Source organism: Anaerocolumna sp. AGMB13025 (assembly GCF_029689925.1).
Lineage (GTDB): Bacteria > Bacillota > Clostridia > Lachnospirales > Lachnospiraceae > Anaerocolumna.
Genome location: NZ_CP121445.1, coordinates 6599163 through 6624125 on the forward strand (window position 1 = coordinate 6599163; position 24963 = coordinate 6624125).

Here is a 24963-nt window from a genome sequence, read left to right on the forward strand (position 1 = left end):
ATATCTACCTCCTAGCCGGCTGCCGTACAATCTAAATCACATACTGATTATTATGCTGTGTTTATTTAACCAGCTATATGCTTTAGATTGTGCGGCAGCCAACAAGATAAACCGTGCTGCTAATTTTGGTTATGAAGTTTACTCCTAATATCCTTCACGCTCTTATATATATAATCAAAACAATCCTTCTCAAAAGGTGACCGAAGCCCACATTCCTTTACAATCCCTGTGAAAGTCCTGGTACCCGCCTTACTCAAAAATGACATATAGCGTTTCCAGGCACCCTCCAGATCCAGCAGGGATTCCGCATAAAACTGAAGTGCCAGGGTCTGTGCTAAGGCGTAATCGATTAGATAAAAAGGCATAGCATAAATCACCATGGTGTCCTGCCACATACATCCCCAGGTCTCAAAGGGGAGGTCGGAATAGTCGATATATGGATTATACTTTTTATATATCTCTTCATAGGCTATGTTCCGGTCTTCTGGCGTCATCTCTGGATTATCATAGATCCTGTGCTGAAATTCATCGCCGATACAAATGGAACTGATAAAGTAAGCCGCGTACTCTATCTTCTTCTGTTGGTACTTTTTCAGATTATACTCATCAAAAAAAAGCTGGTCAAAGCCGCTGGTAAGCAATTCCATACTTTTAGAATGGGTTTCGGCGATCTCCTGTCCGATGGGATTTCTTGATGCAATGATTAAATCCGGCTGACGAATCGCTATTTCTCCGGCAAAAGAATGTCCGAATTCATGAGTAAATACTTCCAGATCAGTTTCTTTCCCGTTAAAATGACCAAAGATAAAATTCTCGTTATAGGCAGTAATATCTTCACTAAAGCCATCATAAGGAACTTTGCCGGGACGGTCAAACAGGTCCATAAGTTTATTTTCCGTAAGAAAGTCGATATAATCTCCGGTTTCTTTACTCAGGGAATGGAACATCTTTATTCCGGCTTCCAGGAATTCCTGATTTTTAACTTTCAGCTTGGGACTGCCGTCTTTGAATCTAAGGGGCGAATCATAGAGGCGGAATGTAGGTATTTCAAGCCGCTTACGCTGCTCTTCTTTTAGTTCGGCCACAAAAGGCACCCATTTTTTTAAGACTTCCTTACGGAAGGCTTCAATCTCCTCCCGTCCATAACCAATTCTTCCTCTTATAAGGTAGGCTAATTCCGTATAGCTGTTAAATCCCAGCTCTCTGGCTTGTTTTGTACGGTTCTTAACCAATTCATCATAGATACCGTCTAATTCCTCCCGGTGTTCATAAAACCAGTGGTGGTAGATATAAAAAGCTTCCCGGCGCTCCTGCCGGTTGGGGTCATCAAAAAAAGTTTTCATCTTTGACAGGGACACCGTTTCGCCCTTGTAGTCAACGGTTGCTCCACTCACTAATTTTGTATATTTTGTAACGAGTTCATTTTCTTCTGCCATCAAGGGCAGGATTTTCTCATGAATGGTCTGGGTTTCCAGTTCCCATTTTTTTAGTATAGTACTGCCCAGGCTTTCTTTTAGTTCTTCCAGATATGGCGATGTCGCCAGGGCTTTATGTATTTTGGCTTCTGCTTCCTGAATTTCTGGAATTACATTATCCCAGTATTCCTGCTCCCCGCTATAGAATTCATCGTTGACATCCAAATAAGAACGGATTGTACTTAGTTCCTGCATGGTCAGAGCTTCATAAAATTTTTTTTCATATTCCCGGTATAATATTTCTTGTTCCTTGGCAGAAGATGCTCTCTGGATACGTTTAAAATAGTTCTCCATATCCGCCATCACCGCTTCCATATCCGGTCTTTTGTAGGTCATGTCACTAAATTTGATACCTTTTCTCAACTTGGTCATTACACGTTCCCCTTATCTAGGCAAAAAATAGGTTGCTAGTTTTATCACCTGTTTGCAGATTACTTTCCTGCAGCGACTCGTCTGTTCCATATAAACTGCCTTACACGTTCTGTCTCCTCTATAGTTATTGAATACCCAAGCTTTTCAGCTACGTAAGCTTCCAGCTCTGCAAAATAATCATACATTATGAAAAGTTTATTCCAGATATCCTCATATTCTCCACTCGGAAATATAGCCTGGAACCGGCTCATTTCTTCCTCTGATAAGTACCGCTTCAGATATTTGCTGTGGCTTCCTGTTGTAACCTGAAACAGATGGTCTGCGGCTATCTTCCAGTTTAACATCTTAATAAACATATTCATAACCAGGACATCAAAGGCATACTTTGCATAATACAGTTCTTCTCTGCATAAACCCTTTGAAATATAGATGCACAACCACCGGAATTCATTACAGGTATTATTAAATTCCATAACCTCCGGCTTCTTAATGAAAAATTCTCTTTCATCCTCTACGGGAATCAATTCCTTTAAATTATCCTTGTTCAAAAGAATTATCCTGGGTTCTTGATTCAAAGCCTCTTTTTCTATATTTCTGATATCCACTATCGTTAGATCAATACGGTTTCCGTCTTCAAATTGTATCAGATAAGCGAAGGTATCATGACTATTATAATCATAAGGATGGGAATACCAATCCGCCGGGCATTGTACAATTAATATCTCCCCAAAATACTGAATCCACGACTTATCTTTCGTAAATTCCCGCACATCCGTAACATAATAAACAATATCAAAATCGCTATAGATATCATGGACCGCATTACGGTTTGCTCTGGAGCCATCCATAGAGACTCCCCGTATTCGTTCATCTTCTATTGCTTTCTTCATGATTAAAGCCATTATTTCCTGTTCCGGTCTCATAGTCTTTCACACCCCCGTATCTAAATTCCATTTATAACTTTATGGACCTATTCTTCTGCCGTTTCCTTAACCGGTACCGCAAAGCATATCTGGGTCGTATTCTTATAATAACTATCGGTATAGGTATACTTATTATCACCGGTAAGATAATTAATCCAAGCTTCCGGTGAAGGAAAGACTGCTGAATAAACCGGCATTGTTACCGGATCGACATTACCGTATTCATCTATCTCTAACAGCACAAAATCCCGGCCCAGTTGTGCTTTGGGATTCTCTAAGAGATAGTTCTTAAGGATAACAGAGAAGTCAAAGAGCAGTGATATATTTATATTTGAAGCTTTATCCACCCGATAAAGGGGACTGATAACGCGAAAAGATTCATCCGTAAAGCGGCTAATCGGCTCCTTTGGGGGATCAGCAGATAAGAGTGCCAGACTATCCGTGGCAACAGGTGAATCTGAATAAGGGTCCTCAACAAAATAACCTTCCACACCTTCTGCCTGACTGGGTATCATCACTGGTTTTGACTGTTCATAATTAACGAGTCCAAAAGTAGTTAATTGTAGTAAATTTAAATCCTTCAAGGCCTGAACAGGTAGTGATGGTGTAACAACCAGGGCATTTAAAGACATCACGTCTGAAAAACCTTCCTTCAGATTTTTTACATAGTCACTGAAGCTGCCATACTTATTCACATAGTCAGTCAGGCTGTCCGGTCGTATTGCTATGTATAAGGAACCGCGAGTATTAGTTTCATTAAAAAAGGCATAATGTGGCGTTTCCATTGGATAGGACAAAAATTTTTCTAAATCACCGTCCCACTTCTGCTCGGCAGCTTTTTGTAAACTCTCCCATAACTCATCCGGGCTGTCCTCAGAAATAGGATTATAAAACACCTCATAATTATCAGAAAGTGGATTATCTGCTATAACAGCTTTAAAGACCTCCTCTACCTTAGGATATTCTCTGGTATCCAGACAGCGGTATTTGGGTTTTTCACCTTTTTGGGTAAAGACATTCATACGAATATAATAGCCTTCTTTTGTTTTGGCATAATAACCTTGTGAATAATCTTTATTCCTATGCCAGCGTACCCATTCAAATTCCGGCACATCTCCATACTTTTCCTGAATAAATTCGGTCATTATGGATTTTGCATCTTTCTTTGAGTACCCCCTACCTTGGCAGCCTCCCATCAGTAATAAAGATAACAGCAAAATAAAAGCCAAGATGTACTTACTTTTTCTGGTGTGTTTCCTCATGCCTTTTCTCCTTTGTTGTTTTTACTGGCCTTCTATAACGGACAGCTAATAAGCATCCCTATTAAGCAGTCATGCCAATAATCTTCTATGATAAATTTATATATCCTACCATAACATACCTACCCGGTATTTGTGAAGCTATGCCTTGTAATTATTTGAAATTTGATAATTAAGTGTTACTGTTCACAAGTGATAAACGCGACGTGTTTTTTGTCAGTGTAGCGAAGCGAAATTCACAGAAAACCGGAGAATAGCAGCGCCAAAACGCTGTTTTTGCGTTTTGTGTGCATCGCGAAGCGTGTTATTGTTCACATCACTGATGTTTTTAGCAGTGGTGTGAACAGTAACAATTAAGTGTTACTGTCCGCCTGCTTAACTATCTTATTTTGCACATATTAACTTATGGATTTGTAACTAATGCCTTTAAAATATCCCTGATATCCCGGCTTTCTGAATATAGGAAATGCACCGGTTCATTGATATGCTCCAGATAATGGGCATCGGAATTGCTTATAATATTGCACTGCTCCAGGTAGGGGTTTGAATTTCTTAAGCTATGAAGCTTAGATAAGTCCTTAAGCTCGGCACAGGAGAATTTAGAATCCGGCGGTATAAAGCCTAAATTAGATATCAGACTGTTAGTGGGTTTATCAATATGCGCTGGAATCATGATTCCCTGATACTGCTTCACTAAATCATAAACCCGGTCGAAGGAGATATTGGTTGCATTGATTAAGAGATTGGCTTCCTTACCTATAATTTCATCCCTTTCATTGCAGATCTCCTGTTTTCCGAATATGTTTTCCTCGTTGGGAAAGGGTATTAACTGCCCATACACGTATTCATCAAACTTCATGGCTTCTTCCAGGGTAGGAAATAAGCATACCACATGTACCTCTTCCAAAGTACATAACTCCATTCCGGGTATTGCAATAATCCCGTAGTCCTCAGCAATTTTTAAAAAGGCAGGACAATTCTTACAAGAGTTATGATCGGTAAGTGCGATTACTTCCAGTTGTTTTACCACTGCCATACCGACGATATTGCCGGGGGTCATATCTGCATCGCCGCAGGGTGATAAACAGGAATGAAGATGAAGATCATAGCTGAATGGAAGCATGGAGTAATTCATGCACCATAAGAGATGCATCAAATATGGGCTTTTCGGTACAAAGTACCGTAATCTTTTGAAGCTTAGCCTTATTCAGTGCTGCTTCATCAAGCACCGCCCCCTCGGCTAAGATGATACAGGCAATATCGGCAAGGACAGCTACCGCCAGTGTATTAATATTACCCATCACTGTGACCCAGGCAGCATCTGTGGGAGCCTTACCCATGGCAATGCTTAATAAATCACAGCAAAAAGGCTTTGTTATAACCCGGTCTAACTTATCTCCTGCATGTATCACTTTAAATATATTCTTATCAATTAAATCCTGTACTGTCATTATTACCTCCATCTGCTGCATGAAGCGGCAAACTATACTTAGCTAAAAACATCCTCAGTCTTTTGCCAGTTCTAAATAATCTTCTATTCAATCCTGACTCAATTTCAAACGATTTTATGATATCCTTCTTGGCAGGAACACGGCTCATCGTTAGAGACTGGCTTCCGGTTCCGTACTTTTAATAGGGCTGTCAAGCATGGACATCTCTCCGGATATCTTATGAATATATTCTCTTAGAATATGGATACAATCCTTTTCACTGGCTACTCCACGTACTACGTCTTCTGCCAATGCCTTACAGGTAGGTGCCCCGCAGGAACCGCAGTCAAGACCCGGAAACCGTTCACACAGCTCCTCTACCTTAGCCATCATGGCTATGCTTTCTTTCATATCCATGCCAAGTTTAAACACCGGTTCATACCTTACTTCCTCCGTCCAATATACATCGTTAACTTTACTGTTGATCAAATGGTTGCAGGCCACCGGCATATATTTTCTAAGCCTCTTAATTTTTACCTTTGCCACAAAGGGATTCTCAACCGTCAGAACACCGCCTACACAACCGCCGCTGCAGGCATTTAGTTCTATGAATTCCAGGTTGCTGAATTTCTGGTCTTCTAAGTCCTCTAATACCCGGATTACGTTCTCAATTCCGTCCGCCGCAAGATAACTGTCGGTAAGAAGCCCTCCGGCTTCGCCACCGGCTCCTCCCCAGCTGATTCCTATCTTGCCTGAGATAGCAATTTCTTCGATATCCGAAGTCGCCTCCACCTCCTTCATAAGGGGTAAAAGTCTTTGATATACCTCCTTAATCGCAAGGACGCCGTCTACCTCACTTTTTTCTATCCCAAGAGGTATCTTAACGGCACTGACCTTGGCAGGACAGGGGGATATGAATATAATGCCGATTTTGTCCCCAGGCAGACCGGTTTCTTTCATTGCCTTTTCCCTTGCTAAAGAAGCCGCTAAATCAACCGGCGCCTTAACCGGCAGCAGATGTTCAATCAGATTTGGAAACCGTACACGGATTAAACGCACCACAGAAGGACAGGCCGTACTGATGAAAGGCCATTGATCCTTATGTTCCTCCACGTACTTTCTGGATATTTCTGAAACCAGCTCAGCCGCACCGCTGACTTCATACACATCATCAAAGCCCATGCGTTTTAGTGCAGTCAATACAATATTTACATCATCCAGATTATTAAATTGTCCGTAAAGGGACGGTGCAGGCAGCGCTACGGTATATTCATAATTATTCAATATACTTAACGGGTCATAAATCGCCAGTTTTGCATGATGGGGACAAATCCTGATACATTCTCCACAGTCAATGCAGAACTTCTTTGTAATTGCAGCTTTTCCGTTCCGAACCCGGATTGCCTGTGTGGGACAGCGTTTTATACAATTGATACAGCCCTTGCACAAACTTTCATCCAGCCGGACAGCAGTAAAGAACTTATCCATTTCTTACTCCTCCCCAATTTCTTCATGTATTGGCTTGCCAAGTCAATACATAATCTAGTCGGATATAACAGCAGTACTTTATAAATCAAAACACTTAGAATTTTTCTGTGTTCTCTTCTATTTACTCTTAGTAATCAAGTAAGTATTGTATTAATATAACTACGTTAATTTTTAGACAATATATTATTTTCTGTATATTAATGCTGCTTTTCATTCTTCTGATACAACATATTATAGATTTTTCCTAAGAACCTAAGAACGCTTCCTATTTAAAAGAGATTTTATCATTACAGGTAAAATCCTTTCCTCGTCTTTTTAAGGAAAGACTTTCATAATAACCGTAGTCCCGACTCCAAGCACTGTCTGGATTTCCATGTCATCGGAATACTTCTTCATATTGGGAAGACCCATTCCGGCTCCAAAACCCAGGGCTCTAACATTATCCGGGGCAGTGGAATAACCGTCCTGCATAGCCAGTTCAATATCGGGAATGCCAGGACCTTTATCTGCTAATACCATTAGGATTTCATCGGCAGAAATCGTTACATCAATGGTACCTCCCTTAGCATGGATTACCATATTGATTTCGCCCTCATACATGGCAATCGCAACCTTGCGCACCACTTCGGGACTGACTCCCATCTGCTTTAATTTACTTTTAACATCACTAGAGGCCTCTCCCGCTCTGGTAAAATCATCAGGAGAAACATGATAGGTTAAGTGAATTTGGTTATTCAATCGGATGCACCTCCATGCAAACCTTTTTCGTAGAGCATTCCGCAGGCGGTAAACATTCTGTGTTCTGTAGACAATAAGACAATTCCACTTATCTTAGCTAAGTCAATCATAGCTTCATCGGGCTTCTTACCACGGACAAACACAATACAGATAATATCCATCATCTCTGCTGTCCTGATTACCTGGGGATTACACAAACCGGTCAAAAGCACCGACTGATCCTTAACAAAAGCCAGCACATCACTCATCATATCGGCACCACAGGCCGTATGAACTTCTTTTCCTAAATATTGTTCTCCGTATAAAAGATCTGCCTCCAATATCACCTTTACATCATTTACGGTCATAAAAACCTCCCAGTATGCAATTCTAACAGTAATTTCATCTTTGCGAAACAAATATAGTATAACATTACCAAAGGTTTTTTTCAACTTAATATAATTTCTTAGAATAAAATAGAAAATTAGTGGGCAAACTAGTAAGTTATGTGAATTTTCGTTTATATGTAGATTTTTTATCAATAACGTGCTATACTGATGTTGTTTGTCGACAGAGAGTTGTATAATAAGTGTTTTCTTATACCGTATCTCTGCCGTAGTTTAAGTATATCAACAGAAGTGTATTAACAGAACAAGATTAGAATCAAGGAGGTTAAAAGATGGGTTCCCAGAAAAAAACAGTCCCTTTTGCCGGATCTAAGGAGCAAGAAGCGGAACTTCTTAAAGTCATTGATGAACACAAGAGTGACAAAGGCGCATTGATGCCAATACTGCAGAAAGCGCAGCAAATTTATGGATACCTTCCAATTGAAGTACAGACCATAATATCAAACCAAATGGACATACCATTGGAAAAAGTTTACGGTGTTGTGACATTTTATTCACAATTTTCGTTAAATCCGAAAGGAAAATATAAAGTTTCCGTATGTTTAGGTACAGCCTGCTATGTAAAAGGTTCCGGTGATATCTACAACAAATTAATGGAACTACTTAAAATTGATGGCGGTGAATGTACCCCCGACGGAAAATTCTCATTAGATGCCTGTCGTTGTATCGGTGCCTGCGGTTTAGCGCCCGTACTGACTATTAACGAAGATGTATACGGCAGATTAACCGTTGACGAGCTTTCAGACATCTTAGCTAAATACGAATAACACATAGTAATCCTATGATGACAGAACTTTCTCTTAATGTATTGGATGTGGTTCAAAATTCCATTCGTGCGAATGCGGATTTCATACAGATTCAGGTGGTAATTAACAGTGAACAGGATAGCCTGACTATTACAATTACTGATAACGGCCTCGGAATGACAAAAGAACAGATAATCAAAGCTGAAGATCCTTTTTATACAACCAGGACGACAAGACCTGTGGGACTCGGGCTTCCGTTTTTTAAGTATGCAGCAGAAGCCACCGGCGGTGAATTTAAGATTAACTCAGAACCCGGAAGGGGTACGAAAGTTACTGCGGTATTTGGTTTATCCCATATTGACCGTATGCCTTTAGGTGATATGACCAGTACGATACATGCCTTAATTACATTAAATCCAGATATAGATTTTTTATATATCTATCAAGTAAATGATAATAGTTTTAAATTAGATACTCGTGAGTTTAGAGAGATCCTTGACGGTATGCCGTTTAACGTACCAGAAGTATCCGTCTATATTAAAGAATATCTTACTGAAAACCATATAGAAATAGACGCCGGACGAATTTTTTAAACTGTTGCCTATTATTAACGTGCTGTGATGAACACCTTGCTTTAAAGCTTATCTGTTTTGTCATGGTTTATTTTGATAAATATTTAACAGATTAAATGTCTAATTTTTAACAAGGAGGATATTATATGAAAACTCTTGAAGAGTTAAAAGCGATCAGAGAAAAGATGCAGGGCCAAGTTGGCTTACGTTCTGAAAATGAAAGCCAGACCAGAGTTGTAGTAGGTATGGCTACCTGTGGTATTGCAAGCGGTGCAAGACCCGTATTAACTGCTCTTTCTGATGCTGTTCAGACTAAGAATTTAACTAACATTGCAGTTACCCAAACCGGTTGTATCGGTTTATGCCAATATGAACCAATCGTAGAAGTATTTGAACCTGGTAAAGATAAAGTTACCTATGTAAAGATGACAGCCGAAAAGGCCTTAGAAGTTGTAGAACAACATCTAATCCGTGGTCAGGTCGTTAGCAAATACACCATCAGCTCTGAAGGGAGGCTTTAAAACATGTATCGTTCACACGTTTTAGTTTGTGGTGGTACTGGATGTACTTCTTCCGGAAGTCAGAAAGTGATTGACACCTTACAAGCAGAAATCCAAAAAAATGGACTTGAAAAAGAAGTTTCAGTCGTACAGACCGGCTGTCACGGACTTTGTGCCTTAGGTCCCATTATGATTATATATCCGGGAGCAACATTTTACTCCATGGTAAAAGTTGAAGATATTCCTGAAATCGTATCGGAACATTTATTAAAGGGTAGAATTGTAACCCGACTTTTATACACAGAAACAGTAACCGAAGACGGAATTAAGTCTTTAAGTGAAACAGACTTTTATAAGAGACAGCACAGAATTGCCCTTCGTAACTGTGGTGTAATAAATCCTGCTAATATTGAAGAATATATAGGTACCGGCGGTTATGAAGCCTTAGGTAAAGTATTAACCGAAAACACTCCGGATGACGTTATCCAGACAATTTTAGACAGCGGACTCCGTGGCCGTGGCGGCGGCGGTTTCCCTACCGGTTTAAAATGGAAGCTTGCAAAAGCCAACGATGCAGACCAAAAGTATGTATGCTGTAATGCCGATGAGGGTGACCCAGGTGCTTTCATGGACCGTTCCGTATTAGAAGGTGATCCCCACGTAGTATTAGAAGCTATGGCAATTGCCGGCTATGCAATCGGTGCTTCCCAGGGTTATATCTATGTACGTGCCGAATATCCTATTGCAATTGAACGTCTTGAAATTGCAATTGACCAGGCAAGAGAATATGGCTTATTAGGTGAAGATATTTTCGGAACCGGCTTTAACTTTGATATCGGTTTAAGACTTGGTGCAGGTGCTTTCGTATGCGGTGAAGAAACTGCACTTATGACCTCCATCGAAGGTAACAGAGGAGAACCTCGTCCAAGACCTCCGTTCCCGGCTCAAAAAGGTTTATTTGGAAAACCTACTATATTAAATAACGTTGAAACTTATGCCAACATTCCGCAGATCATATTAAATGGTCCTGAATGGTTTGCTTCCATGGGAACCGAAAAATCCAAAGGAACCAAAGTATTTGCACTTGGCGGTAAAATTAAAAATACTGGTCTTGTTGAAATCCCTATGGGTACTACCCTCCGTGAAGTTGTAGAACAAATCGGCGGCGGCATTCCAGGAGGCAAGAAATTTAAAGCAGCACAAACCGGCGGTCCTTCCGGCGGATGTATCCCGGTAGAACATTTTGATATTCCGATCGATTATGATAACTTAATCGGCATCGGCTCCATGATGGGTTCCGGCGGTCTTATCGTAATGGATGAAGATAACTGTATGGTTGATATCGCTAAATTCTTCTTAGAGTTTACCGTAGATGAATCCTGCGGAAAATGTACTCCCTGCCGTATCGGTACAAAACGTATGTATGAAATGTTAGACAAGATTACAAAGGGCCAGGGAACCTTAGAAGATCTTGATAAACTGGAAGAGCTCTGCTACCACATTAAAGAGAATTCCCTCTGCGGTTTAGGTCAGACTGCTCCTAATCCGGTATTATCAACCCTTCGTTATTTCAGAGATGAATATGTTGCCCATGTTGTGGATAAGAAATGTCCCGCAGGTGTTTGTAAAGCCTTACTTTCTTATGTAATTGATGCAGATAAATGTAAAGGCTGTACCCTTTGTGCAAGAGTATGTCCAAACGGAGCCATCGAAGGCAAAGTAAAGGAAGCTCATATCATTCATCAGGATAAATGTATTAAATGTGGCGCTTGTATGGAAAAATGCCGTTTTGGTGCAATTTCCAAGAAGTAATTACCGATAGATTCGATTCTTTAAGGAGGACAATAATGGAAACCGTAAATATTAAAATAAACGGTGTAGATGTAGCTGCACCAAAGGGTTCTACAATTCTTGAAGCTGCCAGATTCGCACACATCGACATTCCTACTCTTTGTTATTTAAAAGAGATTAATGAGATTGGCGCCTGCCGTATCTGTGTTGTAGAAGTAAAGGGTGCCAGAAGCCTTGTAGCTTCTTGTGTATATCCGGTTAACGAGGGTATGGAGGTATTCACCAACACACCTAAAGTATTAAATTCCAGAAAGAAAACATTGGAATTAATCCTTTCCGATCATGACAGAAAGTGTTTATCCTGTGTCAGAAGCGGAAATTGTGAATTACAAAAATTAAGCAAAGACCTTAAGGTTGAAAACGAATGTTTATATGACGGCGAAACCAACAATTTTGAAATTGATTATACTGCTGCTCATATGTACCGTGATAACAATAAGTGTATCCTTTGCAGACGTTGTTCCGCAGTCTGTGAAAAAGTTCAGGCAGTAGGCGTAATCGGTCCCAATGAACGTGGATTTAAGACAAACATTGCATCTCCTTTTGATATGGGACTTGGTGATACCAGCTGTGTATCCTGCGGTCAGTGTATCGCTGTCTGCCCTACCGGAGCACTTTCCGAAAAGGATAATACCGATGAAGTATTTAAAGCAATTGCAGATCCAACCAAACACGTGATTGTACAGACTGCTCCTTCCGTACGTGCAGGTCTTGGTGAATCCTTTGGTCTTCCAATCGGAACCAATGTAGAAGGCAAGATGGTATCCGCTCTACGCCGTTTAGGCTTTGCTAAAGTATTTGATACCGACTTCGCGGCTGACTTAACTATTATGGAAGAAGCCCATGAATTCTTAGACAGAGTTCAAAACGGCGGTGTTTTACCTTTAATTACTTCCTGCTCACCAGGCTGGGTTAAATATTGTGAACACTACTTCCCTGATATGACAGAGAATCTTTCCAGCTGTAAATCCCCTCAGCAGATGTTTGGTGCTACCGCTAAGACCTACTATGCAGAAAAAATGGGAATTGATCCAAAAGATATCGTTATGGTAAGTATCATGCCCTGTACCGCAAAGAAATTTGAAGTTGGCCGTGACGATCAGGATGCTTCCGGTTATGCAGATGTAGATATCGCACTTACTGTAAGAGAACTTGCAAGAATGATTGAACGTGCAGGCATTAACTTCTTAGCTCTTCCAGATGAAGAATTTGATTCTCCTCTTGGAATGTCAACTGGTGCCGGCGTTATCTTTGGTGCTACCGGCGGTGTTATGGAAGCAGCTCTTCGTACCGCAGTGGAAACCTTAACCGGTGAAGAATTAAAGAGCCTTGACTTTAAAGAAGTAAGAGGCGTAGAAGGCATCAAAGAAGCTACTTATAATGTAGCCGGTATGGATGTTAAAGTTGCTGTTGCTTCCGGTCTTAAGAACGCAAAAGAACTTCTTAGTAAAGTACAGTCCGGTGAAGCAGAGTACCACTTCATCGAAATCATGGGATGTCCCGGCGGCTGTGTAAACGGCGGCGGTATGCCTCAGGTACCCGCGAGTATCCGTAACTTCAATGATATCAGAGCTCTTCGTGCAAAAGTACTCTATGACCTGGATTCCTCCATGCCATATAGAAAATCCCACGAAAACCCTGCTATTAAAGAATTATACGCTACCTACTTCGGAAAACCGGGCAGCCATAAAGCTCATGAAGTGCTTCATACAACTTATGTAAAAAGAAGTGTTAATGCAGTAAAGTAAATTATTAAATCGAGTAGAAGGCGGTTACTAACTGCTGTCCTCTCGCAGCACCGTGCATACCGTTTGTTACACGGTGCTTTCAATAGTTGTTGTACACCGACTGATAAGCAGTGGCTAGGTCATAAAAGCCACTGTTTATCAGTCTTTCTTTTGTTAAAGTTATGTTGACCGCACCATTGATACTACATAACGATTACCCTCTTTTGCATACTCTTTCACCTTAATGATGGCATCTTTCGCGCGTCTTCCCGGATCGGGTGTATATTTCCCTTTGTATATCCTCTCAATCATGGTTTCTTGATTGTCCCATAGGTATGCACCAATCTTATCAACGGTTATACCGTCAATTCCCGGTGCTCCCTTGTTTGCCTTCATTCTAAATTACTAATATCTTTATTAAATCAATAATTATACTTTATGTAATATACATCTATTTCCATTTTTTATTACAAATTACAGGTTTTACTGATATCCAGGATAAAATACATCAAATATAAGTTGACAAACATCAATATTTAGCTATAATTAATCTATAATATCTTTGTATGACGAGGAAGTCACAAAATTATACTAATTTTGTGGCTTCCTTTTTATATTTATGCAAAAAATGTCATATAAAGTAAAACAAGGAGGAATCGTGTGAAAAAGATTAAAAATTTCATGTCACTACTATTAGTTGTACTATTAATGCTGTCCTTAACCGCTTGCGGCGGCAGTAAATCAGGTACAACATCCGGCACTGGTGCAACTACAGAAGCCGAAACAGATGGCGGAGCAGCACAGACAGACTCAGGATCCGCAAATACTACGGAAGCCACAGGTAATAATTTACTAAACGTTCAATTCGATGTTGAGGTAGCCTCTATGGATCCTCAGATAGCAACAGACGGAACTTCCTTTGAAGTAATAGCAGCAGTAACCGAAGGTTTATATTCCATAGACAAAGCCGGTTCACCCATTCCTGCCATGGCAGAATCTGTGGATAAAAGCGCCGATGGCTTAACCTATACCTATAAGCTGCGCGATGCAAAATGGTCTAACGGCACTCCTGTTACCGCCAGTGATTTCGTTTTTGCCTGGAGACGTCTTGTAGATCCCGCTGTAGCAAGTGAATATTCCTTTATCGTAGAAATTGCAGGAATTAAGAACGCTGGAAAAATCATCGCCGGAGAATTAACTCCTGACCAGCTTGGTGTAACTGCACAGGATGATAAGACTTTAGTTGTAAGCTTAGATACACCCGTACCATTCTTTGACTCCTTAATGTCATTCCCCTCTTTCCTGCCTGTAAATGAAGCTTTCTTTACCTCAGCCGGAGACAAGTTTGGAACTTCACCTGATACCATATTAAGCAACGGACCATTTATGATTACTTCTTATGAACCGGCAGCTACCTCAATCACACTGGTAAAAAGCCCTACATACTGGGATGCTGGTAAAGTCACTTTAGACGGAATCAACTATCAGGTAATTAAAGATTCACAACAAGCTATGTTATCCTATCAGAATGGTGATTTGGATGTGGCTACCTTATCCGGTGAACAGGTGGAACAATTCCAGGGAGATCCTGAATTCCACAGTATTATGGCTGGTTACTTATGGTACATCTCTCCGAATCAGAAAGTAAAAGGTCTTGAAAATTTAAACTTAAGAAAAGCACTTTCCTTCGCATATGACAAATCCGCTATTGTTAATAATATCTTAAAAGATGGTTCCATCGTGGCAGATTTTGCAGTACCTACCTTATTAGCCACCGGTCCGGACGGAAAAGATTTCCGTGAAACAGCCGGTACCTATCCTACTACTGACAAAGCCCAGGCATTACAATACTGGGAAGCAGCGAAAAAAGAACTAGGTGTAAGTGAATTAAAATATACCATGATTGTTGAAGATACGGAATCTGCAATGAACGTTGCACAGTTCATCCAGTCCGAAATCCAAACCACTCTTCCTGGTATCACTCTTGAAATTCAGTCTATGCCTAAGAAGAACCGCGTAGAAAGAATGCAGGACGGTGATTTTGAACTTGGTCTTACAAGGTGGGGTCCTGACTACGCCGATCCTATGACTTACCTGGATATGTGGACCACTGGCAGCCCTAACAACTATGGTTTCTGGTCAAATCCTGATTATGACGCAATCATCGAATCTGCGAAAAAAGGTGATTTGGCACTTGATGTTAACGCCAGATGGGATGCTCTTAAAAAAGCTGAAGGCATTGTTATGGATAACGCAGTTATTTTCCCGGTATACCAAAAAGGTGATGCCGTTATGATAAAGACTGGTGTTGACGGCATCGACTTCCATTCAGTTGGCATTAACAGAATTTATAAAAACGCTACTAAGAAGTAATATTACTTTTATTCATGGGGTTTACCTTTTTAAAGAAATAAAGTCGTATCTGCTCCTTTTAGCAAGCAGTATATAAAACGGCTGTAAGCCGTAAAAATATCCATATAAACATAGAATGACGCTGGGAATATTGATACCATTGACAGCGTCATTCTTGTATGGTAAGGAGAGTGGTTTTTTGAAGAAATATATCGCAAAGAGAGTTATTATATCAGTAATAACCTTACTGGTTATTTTACTGATTTTGTTTTTAATGTTAGAATTAATGCCCGGGTCACCCTTTAATGATGAGAAATTAACAGATGCCCAGCGTGCTGTCCTTAATGCAAAGTATGGTCTGGATCAGCCTATCGTTATCCGTTTTGTTAACTACATAAAATCTATGCTTTCCGGCGATTTTGGTGTTTCTTATTCCATATCCAAGAATACACCGATTACCGCATTGCTGGAAACCAGACTTCCCATATCCCTGAGACTGGGTGGTCAGGCAATCTTAATCGGTACAATAATTGGACTTATTTTAGGTATTATTGCTGCTATTAAACATAACACCATTTATGATACCATCACTACCGTAATATCTGTATTGGGTGTAAGTCTTCCCTCCTATGTATTTGCTATGACTTTAATCTATTCCGTAGGTTTTAAACTAAAATGGCTGCCCCTTTTGTATCAGGAAGGCGCTCCCTTTAAATCCTCTATTATGCCCACCATATCCTTGTGCATGTTTACAGTGGCTACGGTGGCCCGTTTTACACGAACTGAGATGTTGGAGGTATTAGGTTCTGATTATATGCTCTTAGCGGAGAGCAAGGGCATCAACAGTTTCCGGCTAATATTCAGACACGCTTTAAGAAATGCCCTGATTCCTATTATTACCGTATTAGCCCCCCTTGTCGTTGGATTAATGACCGGAAGTCTTGTTATAGAGAAACTATTTTCCATCCCAGGTATCGGAAGCTTACTGGTATCTGCCATTCAATCCAATGATTACAACGTAGTAGTTGCCCTGACCTTTATCTATAGTCTAATGTACATCGGAATTATGTTGGTGGTTGATATCCTTTATGGTGTCATTGATCCCAGAATCCGGCTTGCAAAAGATGATACCAGCGGCAAATAAAATAAGAAGGATGTGTGAAGTATCTTCACACAAGTTGAAAGAAAATATAAGAATTGAAGGGTTGCCACAATACGATTCTTTCAACTGTTTTATTTTGTGGCAGTATTGCAAGGTAACTTGCGATATAAATGGGTGTAAATATGAATAATAATGAAATGGAATTTTTACAGGACGATTTTGAGTTAGTAGGCGCCGATAAAATTGTTCATCACGATGAAACCTTTGCCGGTCAATCCTATTGGCATGATATTATAGTTAGATTTACAGGTAATAAAGGAGCCGTTGTAGGTCTCATCTTTATCCTGTTAATCATTTTTATGGCGGTAATCGGTCCAAAAATAAGCGGGCACACCTACTATGACCAGATAATTACCCACCAGAACCTTGCCCCCAGAATAAAAGGTATTGAGAAGCTTGGTATCTTTGATGGTTCTGAAACCATGAGTACCTCCACCGGTGCTGTGAAACAAAACAAATATATATCAAAAGACTCTAAGACCCCAACCGGTCTTGAGAATATTTATTATTGGTTCGGTACGGATGTATTGGGACGTGATATATTTACAAGGACCTGGGAAGGAACCAGAATTTCTCTTTATATTGCCTTGGTAGCGGTACTTGTTGATATGTGTTTTGGTATGATCTATGGTTTGATTTCCGGTTATTTCGGCGGCAGAGTAGATATGATAATGCAGCGGTTCGCAGAAGTATTAAATGGAATACCTACCCTGGTTATCGTAACTTTATTAATATTGGTATTTAAACCTGGACTTGTGACAATTACCATCGCTCTTGCCATAACCGGGTGGATCGGTATGAGCAGGATTGCAAGAGCTCAGGTACTAAAACTAAAGGAACAGGAATTCATATTAGCTTCCAAAACCTTAGGTGCAAGAGACTTTTTTATTATCTTTAAAGAGATACTGCCTAATATATTTGGTCAGTTAATTGTTATGTCTATGTTTTCCATCCCTAATGCCATCTTTACGGAAGCTTTCCTGGCTTTTATCGGCCTTGGAGTACCCCAGCCTCTGGCTTCCCTTGGCTCCCTGATCAGCGATGCCTTTAAGTCCTTTACCACACATCCGTATATGATTTTATTCCCAGTTATTGTACTGGCAATCATTATGTTAAGTTTTAATATGATGGCAGACGGACTCAGGGATGCGTTTGATCCGAAAATGAAAGAAATGTAGGAGGCACTTATGGAAAGAAAGAAAATTTTAGAAGTTAAAGATTTATCCATATCCTTTAAGACCTCTGCTGGTGAAGTCAATGTAATAAGAGGCATGAATCTTTCCCTGTACAAGGGGGAAACCGTAGCAATCGTTGGAGAATCCGGAAGCGGTAAATCCGTAACGGTAAAAGCCATTATGGGTATTTTAAGCAATAACGGGAAAATAAACAGCGGTTCCATAGAGTATACCTATAACAATGGTACAAAAGAAGTTACAGAAGATATATTAAAACTTAAGAAAAGCGAAATCCGTAAAAGAATTAACGGCAAACGTATTGCCATGGTATTTCAGGATCCCATGACTTCGTTAAATCCTACTATGTCGGTTGGTGCACAGATTATGGAGGGTATGATTTACCACTATAAGACACCCAAAAAAGAAGCTTATGAAAAGGCTGTTAACTTATTAGAACTAGTAGGTATCACTGACCCTGAAAAAAGAATGAAGAACTATCCCCACCAGTTATCCGGCGGTATGCGCCAGAGGGTAGTTATCGCCATCGCCCTTGCCTGTGATCCGGACCTGCTTATCTGCGATGAACCGACTACCGCCCTTGATGTTACCATACAGTCCAAAATTCTGGAACTCATTAAAGATATCCAGGCAAAGACCGGAATATCAGTTATTTATATTACCCATGATTTAGGGGTAGTTGCAAAAGTGGCGGATTATGTTGCCGTTATGTATGCAGGAAAAATCGTCGAAAAAGGAACTACGGACGAAATCTTCTATGAGCCGAGGCACCCTTATACCTGGGGGTTGTTGTCCGCTATGCCAGACCTTAATACCGAGGACGATAAGCTGTATACCATTCCCGGAAGCCCCCCTAATCTGCTTCATCAGGTACAGGGTGATTCCTTTGCCCCCCGTAATATCTTTGCCCTAAATATCGATTACCGGAAGGAACCGCCTATGTTTCAGATCTCGGAAACCCATTATGCCGCCACCTGGCTGCTTCATGAGAAGGCACCTAAAATCGAGATGCCGGCAGAGCTTAAAAACAGGATAAACATCATGTTACAGGAGGGAAAATAATATGGAAGACAAAAAACCTCTGTTAACCGTTACTAATTTAAAGCAGCATTTTAAAATCAATAGAAAATTCACCGTTAAGGCAGTGGATGGCGTTACTTTTGAGATTTTTCCCGGTGAAACCTATGGTTTGGTAGGAGAATCCGGCAGTGGTAAATCAACGATTGGCCGGTCCATTATAAGGTTATATAAACCCACTTCCGGAGAAGTAGTATTTAACGGCGTTACCATCTCCGGCCAGCTCTCTAAAAAGGATACCACACACCTTCGCACCAGAATGCAGATGATTTTCCAGGATCCTATGGCATGTTTAAATCCCAGAAAGAAAGTTATGGATATTATCGCTCAGGGTCTGGATATCCACCATTTATACAAATCCCAGGAGGAACGGAGAGTAAAAGTCTATCAGATTTTAGATATGGTTGGTTTAGCCAGCGAACATGCAGACCGCTATCCTCACCAGTTCTCGGGAGGTCAAAGACAGCGTATCGGTATTGCCAGGGCTTTGATTATGAATCCCGACCTGATTATCGCCGACGAAGCCATCAGCGCACTGGATGTTTCCATTCAAGCTCAGGTAGTAAACCTGATGAAGGATATTCAGAAACAGACCAATACCGCTTATCTCTTCATCGCCCATGACCTTTCCATGGTAAAATATATCTCAGATCGGATTGGTGTACTGCATTTAGGCCACCTGGTAGAAACCGGAACCAAAGAAGAGATCTTTTCCAACCCCATTCACCCTTATACCAAATCCCTGCTCTCTGCCATTCCACAGGCTAACCCTATTGTGGAAAAGAAGCGGGTAGCCCTTACCTACGATTACGGTAAGAGCGGCATCGATTACAATAAAGGTGAAAATAAACATTTAGGGGGCACCCATTATGTACTGGCTACTACGGAAGAATTAGAGCTTTGGAAGAAATAAAAACTATGCTTTATTTGGGTTGTGGATACTTGATAAAATCAGCACGGAAGATAACTAAGAAAGCATCGATTAAGGGATGTTTCATAAGCTTAGTATTCTGAGCCTGTAATTCACTAATGACTTTTCTATGTGGTAAAACAAGATTGAAAATGCACAAACTCCTCGCTACGCTCGTCAAACAGTGTGCATTTTCAATCTGAACCACATAAAAAAGTTATAAGTGAATTATCAGACTCAGAATGAAGCGCTTATGAAACATCCCTTAATCATGCTTTCAATTTAGGTTTTTTTGCTGATTTTATCAAGTATTTTCTACCTTATTGGCTATACTGGGAAGTTATTGTTTTCTATACTGGGAAATTATTATTTTGCAGAAAGTTTGTAATTACAATATTTTTAAATTTTTACAATATCTATAAAATGAAAGAAGTATTGATAAAATCTGCCAATACACTGAATTAGGAAGGGACTGCCGCAAAATTCAAAGACTGAATTACCTGGGAGAGAATAAGGATTATATTTTGTAAAAAGTTTGTGGAAAGTATGCGCGAATGGCTGCAAGATAGAGAATGCAGCCGCTTATTCGCGCGATCTTTCCACAAACTTTTTACAAAATATAATCCTTATTCTATGCCCAGGTACAATACCCTAAAATTTTGCGGCAGTCCCTTCTTTCACAGCATAAATTATATTAATTATTCCAATACAATCTTAGCCAAAGTCAGGAAGAATCGTCCGGAAGCCTCCTGATAGAGGACTTCTTTTGCATAGGATGGATCGTCGGTTATAATGTTATCTACTCCGAGCCGCTTCATCCGTTCCAGTTCGCTTCTGTTGTTAACGGTCCATACATGAATTTCCTTACCGGATTTATGGATGTCACTGCTGACGGTTTTGGTAATCAGATTGGATCTTACACTGAAAAAATCAATATTCTCATTGGTCAGATATCCTCTGTAGATCTGATAGGTGATATAGCCAGTACGGATATCCGGGTTAAGCTCCTTGATATGTTCCAGAGCTGTCAGACTGGTGGAACTGATAACGCATTGCCACTGCATTTCGTATTCTTCAATGAGGGCGGCTACCTTCTCCTCAAGACCTTCCCCTTCGTTCCGGTATTTTAAATCCAGATTCAGATTTACTTTACCTTTGCATAGCTCAAAGACTTCCCGCAGGGTTGGAATCCTGGTTCCGGTGTAGGCTTTATCTTTCCATTTTCCTGCATCCAGATGGGAAACTTCTAAAAAGTTAAGCTGCCAGATTTTTTTATTTACTCCGGTAGTCCGTAATAAATTCTCATCATGGAGGAGTACCAGTTCCCCGTCTTTTGTCATTCTGACATCCACCTCTACAAAGTCTGCCTGTTCCTCAATGGCTCTTTCAATTGCAGGCAGGGTATTCTCAGGGACGCCAGCGGAAAATCCACGGTGGGAGGTTACATGGATCATATCCAGATTCATGTAAGCCAGAGGAGAACCGTTTCTTACGATATCGTAAAAGGAATAGAAATTAAAGCAGGCTAACAATATGAGAGCGACTTTAATTACTGTTTTATAAGCTCCTACCTGGATAAAGATAGTATCCACGGTATGGTCAATGTCTACATTTTCGTTCTGTTCCAGTTTATACTGGAAAAACAGGTGGGTATATAAAGCAAAGTTGGCAAGGGTATTGATGGCAAAGATACCGATGAAAAAGTACCCGTTCATTTTATCGTTAATGGTAAGAAAAGTCGCAATTGCCAGGCTTTTATCCGGTATGCCGGTTATAAAAAGCGCCGTAATAGCCATAGTCAGTATATATAACGCAAGATCGGCAAGTCCAATCCATATATTCCATATGATAAAATAAAAGAAAGTACGAGGGAAACTGATTCGTTTGAGATATTCTTCTCCGATGACTGCTGTACGGAAGATGATGTTTTTTAAATTATTACTGTATTCCATGCTTTTGTTATTACTGTATTCCATGCTTTTGTTGTTATTGATACTTCTTTTTACTTTTCCCTTATCCTTTGGTTTAATTAAATCTGCGGTATCCCTAGTTTTTCTGCGATTATTATTATCAAGTTTTTTGGATTTTACATAAGTTTTCCCTTCTATTAAGGAGTATAAAAAGATAAACAGCCGCCGTATCATTAATACAACCAACCCCACAGTAATTAATACTGCCACAGGGATAGCAAAGTCAAAATCCATCAGGTTATCTGAAATAAAGGAAAGTACCCGGACCCGTTTGACGGCAAATAGAAACAGAGGTATATTCGAAATGCCAATAATCAGCCAGACCATTGGCAGCAAAGATAAATTCCTGCGCAAAAATATCAAAATCAGTTTTTTTAAGGCTAAGACCAGTACCTTTATAAGACCGGGTTTTTCACCATCTTCAATTAGGGTATAAAAGGTAATCAGGTAACAGGCTTCCAACAGCAAAGCAATTCCCATTACAATAAACACCAATAATAAAAATAACAAAACAATTGGATGAATCAAAATGTTTCCGATATTACTTATTGTCACATAACTATAACCGGTTACAGACAGCGCTAAACGGTAAAAAACAGACAATAATGGAATTAATAATAAAATATATATGCCGGTTAAAATACCCTGGCCCGTAAGCAGTAAAATGCTGTGCTGGAATAACAGCCTGACGGTATTTTTAAATATTCTTTTTTTATGACGGAAGATTTTACTGTTAATTTTCTGTTCGCTCCTATGCTGCATAATTTCAATTCCTTTTCTTACTATTTTAATACTTTCATAATTGTTATTCAATCCTTATCTGAAAGTACTTAAGAATTTCCTTATGAAATTATACCGGCAGCCTGCATCAGACGGAATCAGACAGAGCTGCGCTGTTTTCCTAATAGGTGTAATGCATTGTCATAATCTTTTTTGTGTACATAAATATAATATTCCAGTTCATACTTTTTGTTTATACCAAAGTTACCTCTGTCTTTCGACCCAAAATGAATGATTCGGTAATCGTATTTTACATGACTTGCTTTTAAGATACTTCTTACCTCAGCCTGCTCTCTTAAAGAAAATCCATGATACACTTCTTTCCTGCTTAAGAACCACATAACTAATTCCTCCCTGTTAAAGATCTGAAACCCAGCCCCATTTTTACATATATTACCATGATTGTATACTTAATTAACATTTTCGTCAAGAATTTATCTAGCCGAAAGTACAGGTAATATTTGAAATATATTCCTCTGGTAATAAACAAAAAAATGAAAAAAGAATTGGTTACACAAAAAGCAAAGCCAGGTAATTAACATAATAATTCAGAACAAAAAGCGGACCAGCTAAGGAACACCTCGTAAAAGGAAAAAGACCATTTCCTCGTAAAATAAAAAAGCAGGCAAACAAGACGCCATGGTATCTTGTTTACCCACTTGTATTCATATCTATGTCAAGCAGCCGAATAGTAATAGTACTTTTCAAAAAAAAGAAAAATATAAGGTATAAGAGCTTTCGGTTGCGAATTGTTTTAGATATGTACTCTCTTATTCCCCTACATTTTATACTTTATTATATTCAAAACATAAGGTTATGTTACTGTCAGTTCGGGTATTTTTATAGTTTTATTTGTAAGTTTTGCGTACGGCCTGTCAAATTAGTATCGATACAGGTTAAGAATTGTTACAAAATTCAAAGCATAAATTACGAGTGAGTATAGATATTTATATCCTGCAGGTCCTGTTTTTATTATACCAGATACTTCAGAGAACTTTCCTCGTAAAAGATCAAAGAGTCTGGCTCTTTCCTATAAATTAAAAAAAGGCTGATCTCAGTGAGGGCAGCCTTTTCATTATGCTTTTGGTGCTTATCTTAAATACAACATAGGATTAACGGTTTCCTTATCTTTTAGAACCTGAAAATAAAGATTGCTGCCTTCTACTGTATAATACATGGTAGGTTTTGCAACAACTCCCAGTTCCTGACCTTCCTTTACCATATCTCCTACTTTAACCTTTAAATCAGCGAGCTGCCCATAAACAACGCTGTAACCATTGCCAAGAGAGGCGGTTACGGTTGTTCCGGTTTCATCTACCTTAGTAATCTTAGTAATAACTCCTTTTGCTGCACTAACTACTTTCGCACCTACCTTTGCATCAATCAAAACGGCAGGATTCACGCGAAACTGCTGTAAGGTTTCATAATAAACAACCCTGTCTACGCTGTAGTTTTTAATAATGTTGCCGGTAACCGGCCATGCCAGTCCTTTATCAACATCAAAATATAAAGAATCCGGTGTCATAACCTCTTTTGAAGGTTTTTCCGGTTCAGAAGACGTTTTATCTTCTGAGGAATTTGCTGCAGCATTTTTATCTGCTGCGCTTGCTGTTTGTTTTGTAGAATCCGATTTGGTACTATCTTGTGCATCTGTTTTGTTGGCAGCAGCACTTTCATGATTGTCTTCAGCATCAAATTCTAAAACGCTTCCATCCGTAACCGGCTCAGTTACTTTGCCTGTAGGTTGTGGAGTGGGTTGAAATGCTACCTCAGTCTGACTAGTGCCCGTTTTATTATTAGCAGCAGTTGACGAGGTTGGGTTATTTACGGCCGGTTTATCCTGGGCCTGGTTACTCTTTTCACCAGCCACATCTGATACAATTGGCTCATTCAAATCTACCAGATTTTTACCTTGATCTTTGTCAGATGTTTGATTCAATGCTACCATTGTAATCGCTACGATTGCCAAAGCACCGACGCATAATAACGCATAAAAGCTCTTGCTTTTGAAAAATTCAGCTAAGCTATGTTTTTTCATTATTATCACCTCTA

21 protein-coding genes and 1 pseudogene are annotated in these 24963 nt (G+C 39.8%); 10 read left to right on the plus strand and 12 right to left on the minus strand.

Going from position 1 to position 24963, the window contains the following annotated elements; all coding sequences use genetic code 11:
* Nucleotides 1–119: 119 nt before the first annotated feature.
* From QA584_RS27680 to QA584_RS27715, 8 genes are all read right to left on the minus strand, one after another.
* On the minus strand, nt 120–1847 hold the full coding sequence (locus tag QA584_RS27680) for a M3 family oligoendopeptidase (RefSeq protein ID WP_278272325.1): 1728 nt from the start codon (nt 1845–1847) through the stop codon (nt 120–122).
* 59 nt (nt 1848–1906) lie between these two features.
* Nucleotides 1907–2770: an aminoglycoside 6-adenylyltransferase gene (locus QA584_RS27685; RefSeq protein WP_278272326.1), complete on the minus strand. Its 864-nt coding sequence runs from the start codon at nt 2768–2770 to the stop codon at nt 1907–1909.
* 47 nt (nt 2771–2817) lie between these two features.
* Entirely contained in the window at nt 2818–4032 is a 1215-nt protein-coding gene (locus QA584_RS27690) for a hypothetical protein (RefSeq protein WP_278272327.1), read from the minus strand.
* A gap of 400 nt (nt 4033–4432) precedes the next feature.
* Complete coding sequence (locus tag QA584_RS27695) at nt 4433–5152, minus strand: PHP domain-containing protein (protein WP_278272328.1); 720 nt, start codon at nt 5150–5152, stop codon at nt 4433–4435.
* Nucleotides 5133–5480: a hypothetical protein gene (locus tag QA584_RS27700; protein ID WP_278272329.1), complete on the minus strand. Its 348-nt coding sequence runs from the start codon at nt 5478–5480 to the stop codon at nt 5133–5135. The genes QA584_RS27695 and QA584_RS27700 overlap by 20 nt, the downstream gene beginning before the upstream one ends.
* A 150-nt stretch (nt 5481–5630) precedes the next feature.
* The gene (locus QA584_RS27705) at nt 5631–6947 is read right to left on the minus strand and encodes a [Fe-Fe] hydrogenase large subunit C-terminal domain-containing protein (protein ID WP_278272330.1); all 1317 of its coding nucleotides are present in this window, start codon (nt 6945–6947) and stop codon (nt 5631–5633) included.
* 315 nt (nt 6948–7262) lie between these two features.
* The gene (locus QA584_RS27710) at nt 7263–7685 is read right to left on the minus strand and encodes an ATP-binding protein (protein ID WP_278272331.1); all 423 of its coding nucleotides are present in this window, start codon (nt 7683–7685) and stop codon (nt 7263–7265) included.
* On the minus strand, nt 7682–8032 hold the full coding sequence (locus QA584_RS27715; protein WP_278272332.1) for a DRTGG domain-containing protein: 351 nt from the start codon (nt 8030–8032) through the stop codon (nt 7682–7684). Before QA584_RS27715 ends, QA584_RS27710 begins: the two co-directional genes overlap by 4 nt.
* 311 nt (nt 8033–8343) lie before the next feature.
* On the opposite strand from QA584_RS27715, the gene QA584_RS27720 reads away from it, so the two are divergent.
* From QA584_RS27720 to QA584_RS27740, 5 genes are all read left to right on the plus strand, one after another.
* Nucleotides 8344–8838, plus strand: a complete 495-nt coding sequence (locus tag QA584_RS27720) for an NADH-quinone oxidoreductase subunit NuoE family protein (RefSeq protein WP_278272333.1) — start codon at nt 8344–8346, stop codon at nt 8836–8838.
* Nucleotides 8839–8852: 14 nt separating this feature from the next.
* A complete protein-coding gene (locus QA584_RS27725) occupies nt 8853–9410 on the plus strand; it encodes an ATP-binding protein (protein WP_278272334.1) in 558 nt (185 codons plus the stop codon).
* Nucleotides 9411–9535: 125 nt separating this feature from the next.
* Entirely contained in the window at nt 9536–9910 is a 375-nt protein-coding gene (locus tag QA584_RS27730; RefSeq protein ID WP_278272335.1) for a (2Fe-2S) ferredoxin domain-containing protein, read from the plus strand.
* A 3-nt stretch (nt 9911–9913) separates the two neighbouring features.
* Nucleotides 9914–11701: an NADH-quinone oxidoreductase subunit NuoF gene (gene nuoF / locus QA584_RS27735; RefSeq protein WP_278272336.1), complete on the plus strand. Its 1788-nt coding sequence runs from the start codon at nt 9914–9916 to the stop codon at nt 11699–11701.
* A gap of 35 nt (nt 11702–11736) precedes the next feature.
* On the plus strand, nt 11737–13488 hold the full coding sequence (locus QA584_RS27740) for an NADH-dependent [FeFe] hydrogenase, group A6 (RefSeq protein WP_278272337.1): 1752 nt from the start codon (nt 11737–11739) through the stop codon (nt 13486–13488).
* A gap of 234 nt (nt 13489–13722) precedes the next feature.
* On the opposite strand, the pseudogene QA584_RS27745 reads toward QA584_RS27740, so the two are convergent.
* A pseudogene (locus QA584_RS27745) lies at nt 13723–13866 on the minus strand (group II intron reverse transcriptase/maturase); the annotation flags it as partial.
* A gap of 261 nt (nt 13867–14127) precedes the next feature.
* On the opposite strand from QA584_RS27745, the gene QA584_RS27750 reads away from it, so the two are divergent.
* The 5 genes from QA584_RS27750 (at nt 14128) to QA584_RS27770 (ending at nt 20164) form a co-directional block, all read left to right on the plus strand.
* The gene (locus QA584_RS27750) at nt 14128–15840 is read left to right on the plus strand and encodes a peptide ABC transporter substrate-binding protein (protein ID WP_278272338.1); all 1713 of its coding nucleotides are present in this window, start codon (nt 14128–14130) and stop codon (nt 15838–15840) included.
* A 178-nt stretch (nt 15841–16018) separates the two neighbouring features.
* Entirely contained in the window at nt 16019–16963 is a 945-nt protein-coding gene (locus QA584_RS27755) for an ABC transporter permease (protein WP_278272339.1), read from the plus strand.
* Nucleotides 16964–17103: 140 nt separating this feature from the next.
* Complete coding sequence (gene opp3C, locus QA584_RS27760) at nt 17104–18159, plus strand: oligopeptide ABC transporter permease (protein WP_278272340.1); 1056 nt, start codon at nt 17104–17106, stop codon at nt 18157–18159.
* A 9-nt stretch (nt 18160–18168) separates the two neighbouring features.
* Nucleotides 18169–19236 (plus strand): ABC transporter ATP-binding protein, encoded by a 1068-nt coding sequence (locus tag QA584_RS27765; protein WP_278272341.1) that lies wholly within the window; start codon nt 18169–18171, stop codon nt 19234–19236.
* 1 nt (nt 19237) lies between these two features.
* Nucleotides 19238–20164, plus strand: coding sequence for an ABC transporter ATP-binding protein (locus QA584_RS27770; RefSeq protein ID WP_278272342.1), 927 nt, complete (start codon nt 19238–19240; stop codon nt 20162–20164).
* A gap of 695 nt (nt 20165–20859) precedes the next feature.
* Here QA584_RS27770 and QA584_RS27775 read toward each other — a convergent pair.
* From QA584_RS27775 to QA584_RS27785, 3 genes are all read right to left on the minus strand, one after another.
* Complete coding sequence (locus tag QA584_RS27775) at nt 20860–22893, minus strand: glycerophosphodiester phosphodiesterase (RefSeq protein WP_278272343.1); 2034 nt, start codon at nt 22891–22893, stop codon at nt 20860–20862.
* Nucleotides 22894–23009: 116 nt separating this feature from the next.
* Complete coding sequence (locus tag QA584_RS27780) at nt 23010–23252, minus strand: hypothetical protein (RefSeq protein WP_278272344.1); 243 nt, start codon at nt 23250–23252, stop codon at nt 23010–23012.
* A 749-nt stretch (nt 23253–24001) separates the two neighbouring features.
* The gene (locus tag QA584_RS27785) at nt 24002–24949 is read right to left on the minus strand and encodes a M23 family metallopeptidase (protein ID WP_278272345.1); all 948 of its coding nucleotides are present in this window, start codon (nt 24947–24949) and stop codon (nt 24002–24004) included.
* Between the last annotated feature and the right edge of the window lie 14 nt (nt 24950–24963).